Source organism: uncultured Sulfitobacter sp. (assembly GCF_964021855.1).
In the GTDB taxonomy this organism is placed as follows: domain Bacteria; phylum Pseudomonadota; class Alphaproteobacteria; order Rhodobacterales; family Rhodobacteraceae; genus Sulfitobacter.
Map to the genome: position 1 here is coordinate 94,749 of NZ_CAXHZD010000002.1, position 15,389 is coordinate 110,137.

Annotated in this window: 19 protein-coding genes; 10 read left to right on the top strand and 9 right to left on the bottom strand. The window is 58.0% G+C overall.

Annotation, left to right across the window (positions count from 1 at the left end; translation table 11 throughout):
• Window positions 1-38: 38 nt before the first annotated feature.
• Entirely contained in the window at window positions 39-809 is a 771-nt protein-coding gene (locus tag AADJ11_RS06600) for an FCD domain-containing protein (RefSeq protein ID WP_341233763.1), read from the bottom strand.
• Window positions 810-915: 106 nt separating this feature from the next.
• On the opposite strand from AADJ11_RS06600, the gene AADJ11_RS06605 reads away from it, so the two are divergent.
• Together AADJ11_RS06605 and smc are read left to right on the top strand one after the other, a co-directional pair.
• Window positions 916-1,323, top strand: a complete 408-nt coding sequence (locus tag AADJ11_RS06605; RefSeq protein WP_341233764.1) for a hypothetical protein — start codon at window positions 916-918, stop codon at window positions 1,321-1,323.
• Between the two features lie 117 nt (window positions 1,324-1,440).
• Window positions 1,441-4,896: a chromosome segregation protein SMC gene (gene smc, locus AADJ11_RS06610; RefSeq protein ID WP_341233765.1), complete on the top strand. Its 3,456-nt coding sequence runs from the start codon at window positions 1,441-1,443 to the stop codon at window positions 4,894-4,896.
• Between the two features lie 15 nt (window positions 4,897-4,911).
• Here the strand turns inward: smc and AADJ11_RS06615 are convergent, their stop codons facing one another.
• Entirely contained in the window at window positions 4,912-5,886 is a 975-nt protein-coding gene (locus AADJ11_RS06615) for a glutathione S-transferase family protein (protein ID WP_341233766.1), read from the bottom strand.
• A 166-nt stretch (window positions 5,887-6,052) separates the two neighbouring features.
• Here AADJ11_RS06615 and AADJ11_RS06620 point away from each other — a divergent pair, with 166 nt between their 5' ends.
• Window positions 6,053-6,412, top strand: coding sequence for a hypothetical protein (locus AADJ11_RS06620; RefSeq protein ID WP_341233767.1), 360 nt, complete (start codon window positions 6,053-6,055; stop codon window positions 6,410-6,412).
• Between the two features lie 3 nt (window positions 6,413-6,415).
• Here AADJ11_RS06620 and AADJ11_RS06625 read toward each other — a convergent pair whose 3' ends face one another.
• Window positions 6,416-7,585 (bottom strand): MalY/PatB family protein, encoded by a 1,170-nt coding sequence (locus tag AADJ11_RS06625; RefSeq protein ID WP_341233768.1) that lies wholly within the window; start codon window positions 7,583-7,585, stop codon window positions 6,416-6,418.
• A 99-nt stretch (window positions 7,586-7,684) separates the two neighbouring features.
• Between AADJ11_RS06625 and def (AADJ11_RS06630) the strand changes: the two genes are divergently transcribed.
• The 5 genes from def (AADJ11_RS06630) to AADJ11_RS06650 are packed head-to-tail and all read left to right on the top strand — an operon-like array spanning window position 7,685 to window position 10,324.
• Entirely contained in the window at window positions 7,685-8,203 is a 519-nt protein-coding gene (def, locus tag AADJ11_RS06630) for a peptide deformylase (protein WP_341233769.1), read from the top strand.
• Window positions 8,200-8,667: a peptide deformylase gene (gene def / locus AADJ11_RS06635; protein WP_341233770.1), complete on the top strand. Its 468-nt coding sequence runs from the start codon at window positions 8,200-8,202 to the stop codon at window positions 8,665-8,667. Before def (AADJ11_RS06630) ends, def (AADJ11_RS06635) begins: the two co-directional genes overlap by 4 nt.
• The gene (def, locus tag AADJ11_RS06640; RefSeq protein WP_341233771.1) at window positions 8,664-9,161 is read left to right on the top strand and encodes a peptide deformylase; all 498 of its coding nucleotides are present in this window, start codon (window positions 8,664-8,666) and stop codon (window positions 9,159-9,161) included. Before def (AADJ11_RS06635) ends, def (AADJ11_RS06640) begins: the two co-directional genes overlap by 4 nt.
• A 4-nt stretch (window positions 9,162-9,165) precedes the next feature.
• Complete coding sequence (gene fmt, locus AADJ11_RS06645; RefSeq protein WP_341233772.1) at window positions 9,166-10,080, top strand: methionyl-tRNA formyltransferase; 915 nt, start codon at window positions 9,166-9,168, stop codon at window positions 10,078-10,080.
• A 4-nt stretch (window positions 10,081-10,084) separates the two neighbouring features.
• Entirely contained in the window at window positions 10,085-10,324 is a 240-nt protein-coding gene (locus AADJ11_RS06650; RefSeq protein WP_093917577.1) for a hypothetical protein, read from the top strand.
• A 2-nt stretch (window positions 10,325-10,326) separates the two neighbouring features.
• Here AADJ11_RS06650 and AADJ11_RS06655 read toward each other — a convergent pair whose 3' ends face one another.
• From AADJ11_RS06655 to AADJ11_RS06680, 6 genes are all read right to left on the bottom strand, one after another.
• The gene (locus tag AADJ11_RS06655; RefSeq protein ID WP_341233773.1) at window positions 10,327-10,950 is read right to left on the bottom strand and encodes a trimeric intracellular cation channel family protein; all 624 of its coding nucleotides are present in this window, start codon (window positions 10,948-10,950) and stop codon (window positions 10,327-10,329) included.
• The gene (gene rnhA, locus AADJ11_RS06660) at window positions 10,947-11,402 is read right to left on the bottom strand and encodes a ribonuclease HI (RefSeq protein WP_341233774.1); all 456 of its coding nucleotides are present in this window, start codon (window positions 11,400-11,402) and stop codon (window positions 10,947-10,949) included. The genes AADJ11_RS06655 and rnhA overlap by 4 nt, the downstream gene beginning before the upstream one ends.
• Entirely contained in the window at window positions 11,390-11,983 is a 594-nt protein-coding gene (locus AADJ11_RS06665; protein ID WP_341233775.1) for a methyltransferase domain-containing protein, read from the bottom strand. Before AADJ11_RS06665 ends, rnhA begins: the two co-directional genes overlap by 13 nt.
• The gene (locus tag AADJ11_RS06670; protein WP_341233776.1) at window positions 11,980-12,432 is read right to left on the bottom strand and encodes a DUF3429 domain-containing protein; all 453 of its coding nucleotides are present in this window, start codon (window positions 12,430-12,432) and stop codon (window positions 11,980-11,982) included. Before AADJ11_RS06670 ends, AADJ11_RS06665 begins: the two co-directional genes overlap by 4 nt.
• The gene (gene ispH, locus AADJ11_RS06675) at window positions 12,429-13,379 is read right to left on the bottom strand and encodes a 4-hydroxy-3-methylbut-2-enyl diphosphate reductase (RefSeq protein ID WP_341233777.1); all 951 of its coding nucleotides are present in this window, start codon (window positions 13,377-13,379) and stop codon (window positions 12,429-12,431) included. The genes AADJ11_RS06670 and ispH overlap by 4 nt, the downstream gene beginning before the upstream one ends.
• A gap of 285 nt (window positions 13,380-13,664) precedes the next feature.
• Window positions 13,665-14,210 (bottom strand): NYN domain-containing protein, encoded by a 546-nt coding sequence (locus tag AADJ11_RS06680; RefSeq protein WP_341233778.1) that lies wholly within the window; start codon window positions 14,208-14,210, stop codon window positions 13,665-13,667.
• A 129-nt stretch (window positions 14,211-14,339) separates the two neighbouring features.
• Between AADJ11_RS06680 and folK the strand changes: the two genes are divergently transcribed.
• Both folK and rpoZ read left to right on the top strand, forming a co-directional pair.
• Complete coding sequence (folK, locus tag AADJ11_RS06685; RefSeq protein ID WP_341233779.1) at window positions 14,340-14,942, top strand: 2-amino-4-hydroxy-6-hydroxymethyldihydropteridine diphosphokinase; 603 nt, start codon at window positions 14,340-14,342, stop codon at window positions 14,940-14,942.
• Window positions 14,943-15,011: 69 nt separating this feature from the next.
• Window positions 15,012-15,365 carry a DNA-directed RNA polymerase subunit omega gene (gene rpoZ / locus AADJ11_RS06690; RefSeq protein WP_093731733.1) on the top strand — a complete coding sequence of 118 codons (354 nt, stop codon included), beginning with the start codon at window positions 15,012-15,014 and terminating at the stop codon, window positions 15,363-15,365.
• The last annotated feature ends 24 nt before the right edge of the window (window positions 15,366-15,389 follow it).

Consider the following 15,389-nt stretch of genomic DNA (forward strand, 5'->3'; position numbering starts at 1 on the left):
CTCCGGGGCCTTTTGTGTTTTGGGGTGTCTTCTAGAGATCAGTCTTGCTGCGTCTCGTGTTGTAATCTTTGATGCGCAACAACTTCGTTACGCTCTGCCCGTTGCTGATCGCGTAGTGCGTTTTCGACATAGTTCAGATGTGCTTCAACAGCCGCGCGCGCAGCATCTGGATCGCGGGCTTGTAGGGCGTCGTTGATGGCGCGGTGCTGATCCAGCAGGGCAGATCGGGTGGTCCGTTGTTTGAACATCACTTGGCGGTTATAGAACACGCCACCTTGCAGCAGATCATACATCGACCGCATCATATGCAGCATCACCACATTATGGCTCGCCTCGATAATGGCCATGTGGAACTGCGCATCTAGCTGTGCTTCGTCCTCTGGCGCGCGGGTGTTCTGTGCTGCTTCCATCTTGCGGAATGTTGCGTCGACAACCTTGAGGTCCGTTTCTGACGCCAAACGTGCTGCGCGCTCTGCGGCAAGCCCCTCCATATCGCGGCGGAAAGACAGATAGTCGAACACCGCCTCGTCGTGGCGGGCGAAAAGCTCAATCAGCGGCGGGGAAAAGGCACCCCCAAGCACGTCAGCAACATAGACGCCGGCACCCGGTTTGGCCGTCAGCAGCCCCGATTTTTCAAGCCGTGCAATCGCGTCGCGCAACGATGGGCGCGACACATCGAGCCGTTTGGCCAATTCGCGCTCGGCCGGCAGGCGTTCGCCGGGGCGAAGGATACCGCGCAGGATCAGTTGTTCGACCTGCCGAACGACTGCTTGCGATAGCTTTTCGGACGATACAGGTTGGAACGGCATAAAAAGACCCCTTGAATTGGTCAAATTATATGACCAACGCGGCGCGCCGACAATATCTTTGTCCGAGTTTCATTGGCTGTTAATCACGGTGTCCTAACGATTGGGCATGAAAAATCTATGCTTACTTGTTTTCACCCTTCTCAGCTTATCCGCCTGTAACTCGGCTGGCCCGCATTTCCGGGGGCTGCCAGCGACCAGGGTCGAAGTTGATGGATCCGCATTTGATGTGCGGGTGCGCGGTGATCTGGCCGAAGCGATGCGGATTAACCCGGAATACGCGCCCCGTTTTGGCCCAATCAGGGATCGTGCGGCTTTTGCGATGTCTGCGGTCAGCGGCTGCGACGTGACGGATGTCTTGGGCGATCAGGCGTTGGCGACGGGTGTTCTGGCCTGCGGCGTATCAGCGAGGCCCCGCACGGTACGGCCGCCCATCAAGTGCCGTTTGACAGCACATAAACCGGCAAAAATGCACGATCCGCCGCATCGCAGCCTTTTGTGCAAAACAGGGGCATAGCTCAATATCTTGTGGATAAGCGGTGTCTTGCCTCTTTCCCTAGCGTCTTTCGATTGACAGGACGCGATGCATCACGCCTAGTTGTATGCATCTTGGGAATCAGACCAGTGAGGGCAATTGCGGTTTTCCAAACTTAGACTGACGGGGTTCAAAAGCTTTGTTGATCCAACTGACCTGATCATCGCAGATGGTCTGACAGGTGTGGTCGGCCCCAATGGCTGTGGGAAATCAAACCTGCTCGAGGCGTTGCGTTGGGTGATGGGTGAAAACCGCCCCACCGCCATGCGCGGCGGCGGTATGGAAGATGTTATCTTTGCCGGTGCCTCGACCCGCCCGGCGCGCAACTTTGCCGAAGTCGCCCTGCATATCGACAACACTGAACGGTTGGCCCCAACTGGTTTTAACGATGCGGACCAGATTGAAATTATCCGCCGCATCACGCGTGACGTTGGCAGCGCCTATAAGGCGGCGGGCAAAGATGTGCGCGCCCGTGATGTTCAGATGCTGTTTGCCGATGCCTCGACGGGGGCGCATTCGCCCGCGTTGGTCCGGCAAGGGCAGATTTCAGAACTGATCAACGCCAAGCCAAAGAACCGCCGCCGCATTCTGGAAGAGGCTGCGGGTATCTCGGGGCTATATGCGCGACGTCACGAGGCCGAGCTGAAACTGAATGCTGCCGAGGCGAACCTCGCCCGTGTTGATGACGTGATTGAGCAGCTTGCCGCGCAATTGGCGCAGCTTGCACGGCAAGCCCGACAGGCCGCACGTTACCGCGAGATTGGTAATGATCTGCGCAAATCCGAAGGGATGCTTTTGTATCGTCGCTGGCGGGAAGCGGATGATGCGCGTGCGGCAGCTGCGGATGAATTGCGCACCCGCGTAACCGAGGCTGCGCAGGCTGAAGGCGCGGTTCGGCAAGCCGCCAAAGCACGTCAGATCGCAGAAGACGCGCTTCCGCCGTTGCGCGAAGAAGATGCCATCGCGGCAGCCGTCGTTCAGCGACTTGGGGTGCAGCGCGATACGCTTGCCGATCAAGAGGCCCGCGCGCAGGAAACCATCGACGCATTGACCAATCGGATCGCGCAATTGACCCGCGATATCGAACGCGAAGCGGGGCTGAACCGCGACGCGGGTGAGACAATCGAACGACTAGAGTGGGAAGCGAAAGAGCTTGAGAAAGCCGGAACAGGTCACGGTGCCGCCTTGGAAGCCGCCGCTGAAACTGCCCGCGAGGCCGCATCGGTTTTGCAGACCCATGAAGCATCGCTATCGCAGATGACCGAAGACGTTGCCCGCCTTGCCGCACGGCACGGATCGGCGGAACGTCTGCTGGGCGACAGCCGCAAAACATTAGCCAAGTCAGAGAGCGAGGCCGAAAAGGCACGCGATGCTGTCGCGCAAAGTAAGGCTGCCTTAGTGAAAGCCGCTGCTGATTTCGATGCAGCGACCACAGCCGAGGCCGCCGCCGCGCAACAGGCCGCAGATGCTGAAACGGCACTCAACGAGGCGGAAGAGGTCCGTGCGTTGACCCAAAGCCGCGAAGCCGAAGCACGCGCGGAGCGGTCGGAAGCTGAAGGCGAGATGAACGCCCTGCGCGCCGAAGCTGGTGCGCTGGCCAAGCTGGTGGAACGCGATACTGCTGAAGGCGGCCAAATTCTGGACCGCTTGCAGGTCGAACACGGCTTTGAAAAAGCGCTTGGTGCGGCGCTGGCGGACGATCTGCGTGCCCCTCAGGTCGACGAGGATGGCCCGTCGGGCTGGGCTGTATTGCCCGCCTATGACGTCGTGCAGCCTTTGCCGGACGGGGTAACCGCGCTTACGGCGCATGTGTCCTTGCCCGATGTTCTAGCCCGCCGGATGAGCCAGATCGGCCTTGTCGAGGCGGATGAGGGACCACGGCTTCAGGCGGCATTGCGCCCCGGACAGCGGTTGGTGTCGCCCGAGGGGGATCTGTGGCGGTGGGACGGTTTCCGCGCGTGGGCAGAGGATGCGCCATCGGCGGCCGCGCTTCGATTGCAGCAGATCAACCGGTTGGAAGTGTTGAAGCAGTCGCTTGAGCAGGCCAGCCAGCGCGCTGACGGCGCACGGGATGCGCATGAAGCGCTGCAACAAACGTTGATCGCGCAGACCCAAGCGGACAAACTGGCGCGCGATGCCCGCCGCGACGCAGATCGCGCGGTTGCGGATGCAGGCCGCGCGCTTAGCCGGGCAGAGGCGGACCGCAACCTTGCCGAAGGGCGGCTGGAAAGCCTTGGGTTGGCGGTGTCGCGCCACGAGGAAGAAGCCATGGCAGCGCGTCAATCCGTGACCGAGGCCGAGCGCGCCCTGGCCGAGCTAGATGATGTGGCTGAGGCCCGCGAAGGGGTTGAGAACCTGCGGATGACGGTGGAGGGCGCGCGTATTGCGATGATGTCGCGCCGGTCGGCCCATGATGAATTGCGCCGCGAGGGCGATGCCCGGCTTAAGCGTGCGCAAGAAGTGACCAAGGAATTAAGCGGCTGGCGTCACCGTTTGGACACGGCTGAAAAACGCAGTGCCGAGTTGGTGGATCGGAAGATTGCATCTGAGGCTGAGCTGAAGGATGCGAGTGCCGCGCCTGCCGAGATTGCTGCCAAGCGGGATGAGTTGACCCAGGCGATCACCACAGCAGATGCCCGCAAGGCAGAGGCCGCGGATCGTCTGTCTGTGGCCGAGGGTGTATTGCGCGAGGCGACCGTGGCCGAGCGGGATGCAGAACGGCTGGCCTCAGAGGCGCGCGAAGCACGTGCCCGCTCCGAGGCACGTGCGGATGCTGCGAAAGAGACGGTTGCCTATGCCGCAGAGCGCATCGCCGAAGATCAGCAGGTAACGCCAAACCAGTTGTTGGCATCGCTGGATGTGGACCCTGACAAGATGCCGACATCTGAGGTGCTAGAGGCTGATGTGAACCGCCTGAAACGGCAACGGGAAGCGTTGGGCGCGGTGAACTTGCGTGCGGAAGAGGACGCCCGAGAGGTTCAGGAAGAGCATGACAATCTAGCCACCGAGAAAGAGGACCTGACCGAGGCGATCAAGACCCTGCGCAGTGGCATATCCAGCCTGAACCGCGAGGGGCGCGAACGTCTTTTGACGGCGTTCGAGCAGGTAAACAGCAACTTTACGATGCTGTTTAGGCACCTGTTCAATGGTGGTGAGGCGAATTTGGTCATGGTTGAATCTGATGATCCGCTGGAAGCCGGGCTTGAGATTATGTGCCAGCCGCCGGGCAAAAAACTGAGCACGCTAAGCCTGCTATCCGGGGGGGAGCAAACCCTGACGGCGATGGCGTTGATCTTTGCGGTATTCTTGGCCAACCCGGCACCAATCTGCGTACTGGATGAGGTCGACGCCCCGCTGGACGACGCCAACGTGACGCGGTTCTGCGATTTGTTGGATGAAATGTGCCGCCAGACCAACACGCGGTTTTTGATCATCACCCACCACGCCGTCACCATGGCGCGGATGGACCGTCTGTTTGGCGTCACGATGGCCGAACAGGGCGTCAGCCAGTTGGTGTCGGTGGATCTGAAAAAAGCTGAAACGCTCGTTGCCTAGAACAGCGGCAGGCGGCTAACCCCGTCCATGCGGCGCGCTGAAGCCAATATTCGGGTTGATCGGAATGATCCGGTTCGGGTTTATCGTCTCGTGGCTATAGTGATAATGGCGCACGATATGATCCATTTTTACCGTCTCGGCCACGCCCTGCATCTGATACAGTTCGCGCGTATAGGCCCAGAGGTTCGGGTAATCGATGATACGCCTGCGATTGCATTTGAAATGTAGGTGATAAACGTTGTCGAAGCGTACCAATGTTGTGAACAGACGCCAGTCAGCTTCTGTTAGGGTGTCGCCCACAAGGTATCTATTGTTGGTCAAAATCCCCTCTATCCAGTCGAGGCTGTCAAAGAGGGGGTGCACCGCTTCGTCATAGGCGGTTTGAGTCGTGGCAAACCCGCATTTATAGACGCCATTGTTGACGGTGTCATAGACGCGGCTGTTAACCGCTTCGATGTCATCGCGCAGGTGTTCGGGCCAGTAGTCGGTGGTGTTGCCGGTGATCGCGTCGAACGCGCTGTTGAACATCCGGATGATTTCGGAGGATTCGTTCGAAACGATTGTTTCGTTCACTTTGTCCCACAAGATCGGCACGGTCACGCGGCCGCTGAATTTAGGATCTGCGCGGGTATAGATGTCGCGGGCATAGGGGTAGTCAAACAACGTATCGCCCGTGGCACCGGGGAAATCTGTTGCGAATGTCCAACCGTCGCCCAACATGTCGGGGTGAACGGCCGAGAGGGATATGTGTTCTTCGAGACCTTTGAGGGCCCGGAATATCAAAGCACGATGGGCCCATGGGCAGGCGTAACTGACGTATAAATGATAGCGACCGCTTTCGGCCTTGAACCCGCCATCGCCGCTGGGGCCGGCGCTGCCATCAGCCGTCACCCAGTTGCGAAATTTCGCAGCAGAGCGTTCGAATTTCCCGCCAGAGGATTTCGTATCGTACCATTGGTCTTTCCAGACGCCATCTACCAAAAGACCCATTGATCACTCCTTTACTTAATCAAACTAAGCTAGCGTTTTGTATGAGTATGGCCACAGGTATGCGCGCACATCGGCATCTGCAAAGATGCACCAGTGTGAACTTTTTGAAAGCACCGGTTGATTTCGCGCAGCTTCACGTCATCTTGGTTAATAATGGGGGTGTGACATGGAAATTTCTCTGCCAAAGGATATCCAAGCCGGATTGGATGCGGCGCGCGTTGAAAGTTTGCGCAAAGCGTCCAAGCTGCGGATTGACGTGAATGGAACGCAATACCCGGTTCTGCGCTTTTGGAAGACCGGTTTTGCAATGGACATTGAAATCGCGCCAAAGCTGCGCGGCCTTGTCGACATGTATGACGGATCAATCCATCTATTTCAGTGCCTGATCGTCGCCGCCGAGGAAGAAGGCGGCGAGATGCAGTTTGAATTCAAACGGGCAACCAAAGTGGCCCAAAAACCGGCGCTTGATTTTGTGCGAGCAGCTGATGCGCCCGTGGCGTTGATCGCCATGGACACACCAACCTAGCCTTTACTGAAGGTCGCTGAACGCGTCGCGAAGCCGGCTGCAGGCTTCCTCGATTCGGGCGCGCGGTGTGGCGAGGTTAAAGCGCATGAATGTCTCGCCGCCCTTACCAAAGGTCGGACCATGGTTCGCCGCAATGGCTGCGGTTTCCTCGACCCGTTTGGTGAATTCGGATCGGTCCATGCCTGTCCCGTCAAAATCGACCCAAGCCAGATAGGTTGATTCCAGCGGCATCGACTTTAGCCCCGGAATCGCATTGATCGTGGCGTCGAAAATCCGGCGGTTGTCGTTCAAATAGGCGACCAGATCATCCACCCAAGCGGCCCCTTCGGGCGAATAGGCTGCGGTGGCCATCACCAAACCGAACGAATTCGGCGATATGCCCATTGCGTTCATCCGCTTTGTAAACGCTGCGCGCAGCTTGGGGTCTTGGATAATCACATTGCCGCAATGGCCGCCCGCGATGTTAAAGGTCTTGGTCGTCGCGGTCATCATCACCAGACGATCTTGTACATCGCCGATCAATGCCATCGGTGTGTGGGTAATGCCGGGCATGACCAGATCATGGTGAATTTCATCAGACACCAAAACCAAGTCGTGACGTTTGGCAAAGGCTGCAACCTGCGCCAGTTCATCTTTGGTCCAGACGCGGCCACCCGGGTTATGCGGCGAACAGAACACCAGCATGGTCTCGTTGCCTGTCATCTGGGCGTCATATGCGTCAAAATCCAGCTCGTACCGGCCATCGTTGTTCACCATCGCACATTCAACAACCTTGCGGTCGGCAGCGGCGATCACGCGTGCAAAGGCGTGATAAACGGGGGTGAATAGAACCACACCATCGCCGGGCTTGGTAAAGGCGTCGACACACATTGACGTACCGTTCACCAACCCATGTGTCGTAAAGATCCAGTCTTGTTCGATTTTCCAGCCGTGACGATTCTCCATCCACCATTGGATCGCGCCCAGATATTTGCTGTCGTCGCCAAAATAGCCGTATACGCCATGGTCCAGCATGTCTTGTAATGCGTCTTGAACGACCGCTGGCGGGCGGAAGTCCATATCAGCGACCCACATGGCAATGCCCGTATCGGCTGGCACACCGTAAATCGGCTCCATCTTGTCCCATTTTGCGCAATGGGTGCCGCGGCGGTCGATGATTTCGTCAAAACTCATAGGGCGCTCCTGAAATAATTCGCCTGCAAGCTAAACCTAATCTGCCTGACCGCAAGCCCCGAGGTTGCGGTGTGGCACCGGTTGTCCTAAATCACATGCATGAAACGTAACATTCTTCTTCACCCCGATCCTCGCCTGAAAAAGGTCTGCGCGCCTGTCACGGATATGACAGATGAATTGCGCGCTTTGGCAGATGATATGCTGTCCACCATGTACGAGGCACCGGGCATTGGCCTTGCCGCGCCCCAGGTGGGTGTTCTTGACCGGTTGATTGTCATGGATTGCATCAAGGAAGAGGGCGAAGCGCCGCGCCCTTTGATCATGTTCAACCCTGAAATCATCGCAGGGTCTGACGATCTGAACACCTACGAGGAAGGGTGCCTGTCGATTCCTGATCAATACGCTGATGTGACCCGCCCTGCCGAGGTTGACGTGCGTTGGATTGATCGCGACGGTAACGAACAGACCGAGACATTTAGCAAGCTGTGGGCCACCTGTGTGCAGCACGAGATTGACCACCTCGATGGTAAGCTTTTCATCGATTACCTCAAACCGTTGAAGCGCCAGATGATCACCCGCAAAATGACCAAGCTAAAACGCGAACTGGCCCGCGGATGAGCGTGCTGGACATCGTGATCTGGCCAGACGCCCGGTTGACGCAGGTGTGCAAGCCGGTCGACATCATCACGCCCGAGATTGTGCAGTTGATGGCCGATATGTTCGACACGATGTATGACGCCCCCGGGCGCGGCTTGGCCGCCCCTCAAGTAGGGCGGAGCGAGCGTATCTTTGTATTCGATGCAGGTTGGAAGAACGGCACGCCGACCCCTATCGCCTGCGTGAACCCCGACATTGTGGCCCTGTGCGACGAACGCCTGACCGGGGAGGAAGGGTGCCTGTCGATCCCTGATGTCCCCATGGATATCGCGCGCGCGGCTCAAGTAACCTTGCGCTGGACTGACCTTGAGGGCAGCCACGAACGCAGTTTTACCGGCGCAGAGGCGGTGATCGTTCAGCATGAATACGATCACCTTGATGGCATCGTGATTTATGACCGTGTGGAAAAGGATACTGCCCAATGACGGTTCGGAAAACTGTGCCATGGCCCAATGCCTGTCTGCGTACAGCCGCGGCGGATGTGCCCGAGATTACGGATGAAATTCGCGGTCTGTGGGATGATATGATCGACACGATGGATGCCATGCCCGGCGTTGGCCTTGCCGCGCCGCAGATTGGGGTGATGCTGCGGGTTGCGGTGGTCGATGCTTCGCAAGGGCGGGACAAGCGGATCAGGTTGGCCAACCCCGAGATTTTGGATGCCTCCGCGATCATGAACGAACATGAGGAGGCAAGCCCGAACCTGCCCGGTGTCTCCGCCAAGGTGAAACGCCCGCGCGGTGTGACGGTGCGCTATCTTGATGAAAGCGGCGTTATCACGCGCCGCGATTTTGTCGGTCTTGAGGCCACAAGCGTGCAGCACCAGATCGACCATTTGGCGGGCAAGATGTATTTCGATAATCTGAGCAAAACCCGCCGGGATATGCTGCTGCGCAAGGCGCGGAAATTCAAAGGATAGCCACATGCGCGTGATCTTTATGGGAACGCCCGAATTTTCAGTGCCGGTGCTGGATGCGCTGGTATTGGCGGGGCATGATGTCGTTTGCGTCTATTGCCAGCCGCCGCGCCCCGCAGGCCGGGGCAAGAAAGATCGCGCCAGCCCTGTTCAAGCACGGGCCGAGGCTTTGGGCTTGCCTGTCCGGCATCCCGTTTCGCTTAGAACGCCCGAGGCGCAGGCGGAATTTGCAGCACTCAATGCCGATATCGCGGTTGTGGTTGCCTACGGTCTGATCCTGCCGCAAACGATCCTTGATGCGCCCGCGCAGGGATGTGTGAACATTCACGCCAGTCTGCTACCGCGCTGGCGGGGGGCTGCACCCATTCACCGCGCTATCATGGCTGGTGATGCGGAAACCGGCGTGTGCATCATGCAGATGGAGGCTGGCTTGGACACCGGCCCCGTGCTTTTGCGCGAGGCGACACCGATCCGAGCGACTGAAACCACAATTCAACTGCACGACCGGCTGAGCGAGATGGGCGCGCGATTGATCGTGGATGCCTTGGCGCAGCTGCCTGATCTGGTGCCAGAATCGCAGCCCGAGGATGGCGTGACCTATGCCGCCAAGATCGATAAATCCGAGGCACTGATTGACTGGACCAAACCAGCGGTTGATGTCGACCGTCTGATCCGTGGGCTTTCACCCTTTCCGGGTGCGTGGTTCGATCTGGACGGTACGCGGATCAAGGTACTGGGGTCGTCCCTTGCAGATGGGAACGGTACGGTGGGAGAGGTGCTGGACGCAAACCTGAGGGTTGCCTGCGGAACGGGGGCCGTGCAACTGACACGCTTGCAACGTGCGGGCAAAGCGGCACAAGATATCGATGTGTTTCAGCAAGGCGCGCAAATCGTGCCAGGCACAATTTTGGGCAAAGGATAACGCTATGTTTCCATCGATAATCGGCACCGTCGTGATCGCAGGGATCGTTGGCTATCTGGCGGAAAAGTCGGGCTTTACCCGCAACGGGATTCTGGCGTCGATCATCATCTGTGTGGGCGGCGCGTTTCTGTTTTACTTTGTGCGCCTGATGTTCGGGTTCGGGTTCAATTCGCCGGGGCTAAACGCGATTGTTTCATCCATCGGCGCGCTGATTATTGTCCCGTTTCACTGGCGTCGCAAATAGCCTTAGACGCGGGGCGGGCGGCCTTTGTAGACGGGCAGGTTCCACCCGAAATAGAGCGATCCAGCACGCAAAATCCATGTCACGCAGGCCCCTGCAAACAGGGCTATGGCATCGTCATTTAGAAAAATGCGCAGCACGACGGCCGTGGCCGCCCCTGCAAATGCGGCTGTGACGTATAATTCACCTTGCTTCAGAACCAGCGGCACCTCGTCCACCACCACGTCGCGCATCAAGCCGCCCATGCAGCCGGTGATCATACCCATCAGGACCACGATGACCGGCGACTGATCTAGGGAAAACGCGACACCGACACCGGCGGCAACAGCCACGGCCAGTGCAAAACTATCCAGCCAAATCAATGTGCGGTAACGGCTTTCAAGTCGGTGCGCGGTAAAGAACACCACAAAGGCCGCCGCAGCGGCGACGCCCAGATAGGCAGGGTTCGCGATCCAGAAAATCGGGTTACGGTCCAATAGCAGGTCGCGCAGCGTGCCGCCGCCCAAGGCCGTCAGGCATGCGATAAACCCAAACCCCACAAGATCAAGCTGGGCCCGGCTGGCTACCAAGGCACCTGTGATCGCAAAGACCAAGACGGACGCGTAATCAAGAAGGTCGGTCAAGATCATTTGCCTTTGAACGGGGCCATGCCCGCCCTTGCCAATTCATCCGCGCGCTCATTTTCGGGGTGACCCGCGTGGCCCTTGACCCATTCCCACGTGACTTGATGGCTTGCATTGGCTGCATCCAGACGTTGCCAAAGCTCGGCGTTCTTCACCGGCTTTTTCGCGGCGTTCTTCCAGCCGTTTTTCTTCCAGCCGTGGATCCAGCCGGTGATGCCATTTTTGACATAGTTGCTATCGGTCACGATGGTGATTTCGGTCGCGCGGGCCAGTGCCTCAAGCGCGCTGATCGCGGCCATCAATTCCATCCGGTTGTTGGTGGTGGCTGCTTCGCCGCCCTTCAACTCGCGTTCTTTGACAATCTTGCCGTCTTCGGTTGCGCGCATCAAAACGCCCCAGCCGCCGGGGCCGGGATTACCTGAACAGGCCCCATCGGTATATGCAGTCAGTTTCGCCATGCGCGCAGGCATACCCAGTCTGCGAGGGTGCCGTCCAGCCCCTTATCGCGTCCTGTTGCATGCTCTTTGACCGTCAAGCCCGCGTTGGCCAAAAGACCGGTCAACTCGTCTTGGGTGAAATAGGTATAAAGCCGGCCCAGAGTGTCGCGATTTTCGCCTGTGCCTGTCTTTACCCCGATGTGGAAAACCCCGTTTGGGCGCAGGGCGGTGGCGATGTTTTGCAGGTGGCGCGGCATGTCACTGCGGGGCGCGTGCAAGAGGCTAAAGTTCGCCCAAACCCCATCATACAGATCGGCGCCCGTCAGATCATCAAAGCTGGCTTGTTTGGCCGTGACCCCATGCTTTTGCGCGGCGAGGGCCACCATTTCTGGCACAGGGTCTATTGCGGTGACGACAAGGCCCGCGCGGGCCATATGCTCGGCTGCGATGCCCGGACCGCAACCCAGATCCAGAACAGTGCCGCCCGGTTTTACCGCGCGAATGAACGCGTGGAGTTGTGGATCACCAGTGATGCTCTGGTTAAAGTCCGCATATTCCTGCGCTTTGGCCGCGTAGACGCCAAGTGTTTCTGGATCGCTCATAAAAATACGCCTGTCGCGAGGCAGATCAACACGATCGCGGTCAGCAAGACACGCAGTTTCATCCACCATTCAGGGGCCAGCCCCCACCGCCAAAACGCGAAATCTAGCGCCAGCAATCCGGCAAAGCCGAACATCAGGTTCATGCCAGCCCCGACCGGGCCGCCGCCCGTCATAAAAAACGCCCAAAGGGCCGGAATGACTGCAAGGGTGTACCCCGTCGCAGCCTGCGCGCCGTCCGCCTTTGTGGCAAAGCCCCACAAGACGCCGGACATGAACGACAAAATCACAGCGCCATAGAACAGCTGGATATAGGGGCCAACAAAACGGCCCCCCAGATTGGTGGCAGCCCAAGTGGCCAAGGGGTCATTCACCACGGTCAACGCGCCCCAGATAAATGGGATCAGCCCGGCAAGGCCAAGAATAAGCGGGGCGCGGGGGATGGTCGTCATGCGGGCACCCGCAAGACGCGCGGCACCTTGAATTCGACGTTCTCAACGGCGGTCTCAACCAGTTCTTCGGTGACGTCGTAGCGGGATTTAAAGGCGTCGATGACTTCGTTGATCAACACTTCGGGGGCGGATGCGCCCGCCGTGATCCCGATGCTTTTAATCCCGTCCAATGCACGCCAATCGATGTCATCCGCACGCTGAACAAGCTGGGCATAGGAACAGCCCGCGCGGGATCCGACCTCGACCAGCCGCTTGGAGTTGCTGGAGTTCGGGGCACCGACCACCAGCATGGCATCGCATTTGGGGGCCATGGCCTTGACCGCTTCTTGGCGGTTGGTCGTGGCATAACAGATGTCTTCCTTGTGGGGGCCGACGATGGCGGGGAACCGCGCGTTCAGGGCTGCGACGATGTCTGCGGTGTCATCAATGCTGAGGGTTGTTTGCGTAACATAGGCCAGCTTTTGCGGGTCCCGCACGGTCACGGTTGCCACGTCTTTCGGGGTTTCGACCAGCAGTACTTCGCCGTCGGGCAGCTGACCCATGGTGCCAACGGTCTCGGGGTGCCCTTCGTGGCCGATCATAATCATCTGAAGGCCCGCATCCGCATGGCGCTGCGCTTCGATATGGACCTTGCTGACCAACGGGCAGGTGGCATCGACATAGACCATATTGCGGGCCTGCGCGGCATTGGGGACGGATTTCGGCACGCCGTGGGCGGAAAAGATCACCGGGCGGTCATCGGGACATTCCGAGAGTTCCTCGACAAAAACTGCACCCTTTTCACGCAGCCCGTCGACCACGAATTTGTTATGCACGATCTCATGGCGCACATAGACAGGTGCGCCCCATTTTTCGATCGCCATTTCAACGATCTTGATGGCGCGGTCGACCCCTGCACAAAACCCGCGCGGGGCCGCAAGATAAAGGGTCAGGGGTGATTTTGACATGTCCGGCTCCTTGGGCTTGGTGATTAGATAAGTGTTGCAGGCACAATCGTCCAGACGGGGAGGGGTGGCCGATCTATCCGAGCCGTTGCAGAAGACTGTTTTGCGCAGCATTTCAACGGCGCGCGGCGCTGTCTTCAATGGGCCACGCACCACAAGGGGGTCGAACGAATCAGAAGATATGGTATAAATCTGATGCAGTGTTGATTTTAGACTGCGCAAAAAACCATTTCAGAACGCGTGCCCGCAGTGGTTAAACCACAATTACTGCGGGCTATTTGTTACCGATCAGGCGTCGTTGGTTTCGCGTGGCGGGCGACCGATGACATCGCGCAGGTCTTCGAGTTCGATAAAGTTGTCCACTTGGCGGCGTAGATCATCCGAGATCATCGGTGGTTGGCTGCGAATGGTGCTGACGACCGACACGCGCACGCCTTGACGTTGCAGGCTTTCGACCAGAGGCCGGAAATCACCGTCGCCCGAAAAAATTACGATGTGGTCAAGATGCGGTGCCAGTTCCATCGCGTCGACGGCCAGCTCGATATCCATGTTACCTTTGACTTTGCGGCGGCCCATGCTGTCGGTGTATTCTTTGGCGGGCTTGGTCACCATCGTGAAGCCGTTATAGTTCAGCCAATCGACCAAGGGGCGGATCGGCGAGTACTCTTCGTTTTCAAGCAATGCAGTATAATAGAATGCGCGCAAAAGCTTGCCACGTCTCATGAATTCAGTGCGAAGCAGCTTGTAGTCTATATCGAAGCCAAGGCTTTTGGCGGCGGCGTAAAGATTCGAACCATCTATGAATAGTGCTAAACGTTCGTCTTTATAAAACATATGATGTCCTTGTCGAAATAGACTTCTTAAGTATGGGGCATTAACGAATGATACTTCAGCCTACGGTTTTTTTGCGTGAAATCAATCATCCCCTTTGCGCACCCATAGCTATTTGTGACGAGGCGGCAAGTGATAAACAACTGTAAATCCGTAAGTCGCGAACCTAACCGCCAAAAACATGCGTGGGTAGCATTGGGGAGCAATCAGTCATCGGCGGCAGGTGGACCGGCTGAAACTGTGACCCGTGCGATCGCGTTGATGACGCAAAAGGGATGCGAAATCCAAGCGAAGAGCCAGCTTTTCGGCAACCCTGCCTTCCCGCGCGGGTCGGGCCCAGATTACGTGAATGCCGTGGTCGGGTTCCAAACCGATTGGACACCCGCCGCCATTCTTGAGGTATTGCATGACATCGAAGCGACCCTGGGCCGGGAGCGGTATGTCCGCTGGGGGTCACGATCTGTTGATCTGGACCTGATCGCGGTTGGGGAAGCGGTCTGCCCCGATGCGCAGACACAGAATCACTGGCGCATGTTGCCGCTTAGCGATCAGATGGCCGAAACGCCGGATAATTTGATCCTGCCGCACCCGCGAATTCAAGATCGGGCCTTTGTATTGATACCGATGGCCGAAATCGCGCCGGACTGGCTGCATCCGACGCTGGGCAAGACAGTTTTGCAGATGTTGAATGACCTGCCGCAACAGGATAAGGACGAAGTCAGACCGATTCAATAAGCCCTTGTAAATCTCGCAAAGGGCTTCTAAATAGTCGGCTTCTTGCAGCATTCATGATTGGAGCATCCTATGGCCCGCGTCACCGTTGAAGATTGTGTGGACAAAGTTCCAAACCGGTTTGAGCTTGTTATGCTTGCCGCGCACCGTGCCCGTGAAATTGCAGCAGGTTCCCCTGTTACAGTTGATCGTGACAATGATAAAAACCCTGTCGTTTCCCTGCGCGAAATCGCTGACGAAACGCAGTCTGCTGACGATCTGCGCGAGCGCCTGATCGAAAGCAATCAGAACCAGATCGAAGTTGACGAACCAGAAGAGGACGCAATGGCGTTGCTTATGGGGGCTGAACAGGACAAGCCGGAAGAAGACAGCATGTCCGAAGAAATGTTGCTGCGGCAATTGATGGCAGCGCAAGGGCAGGGCTAAGACCCGCGCCCTTCGGGGCTATGA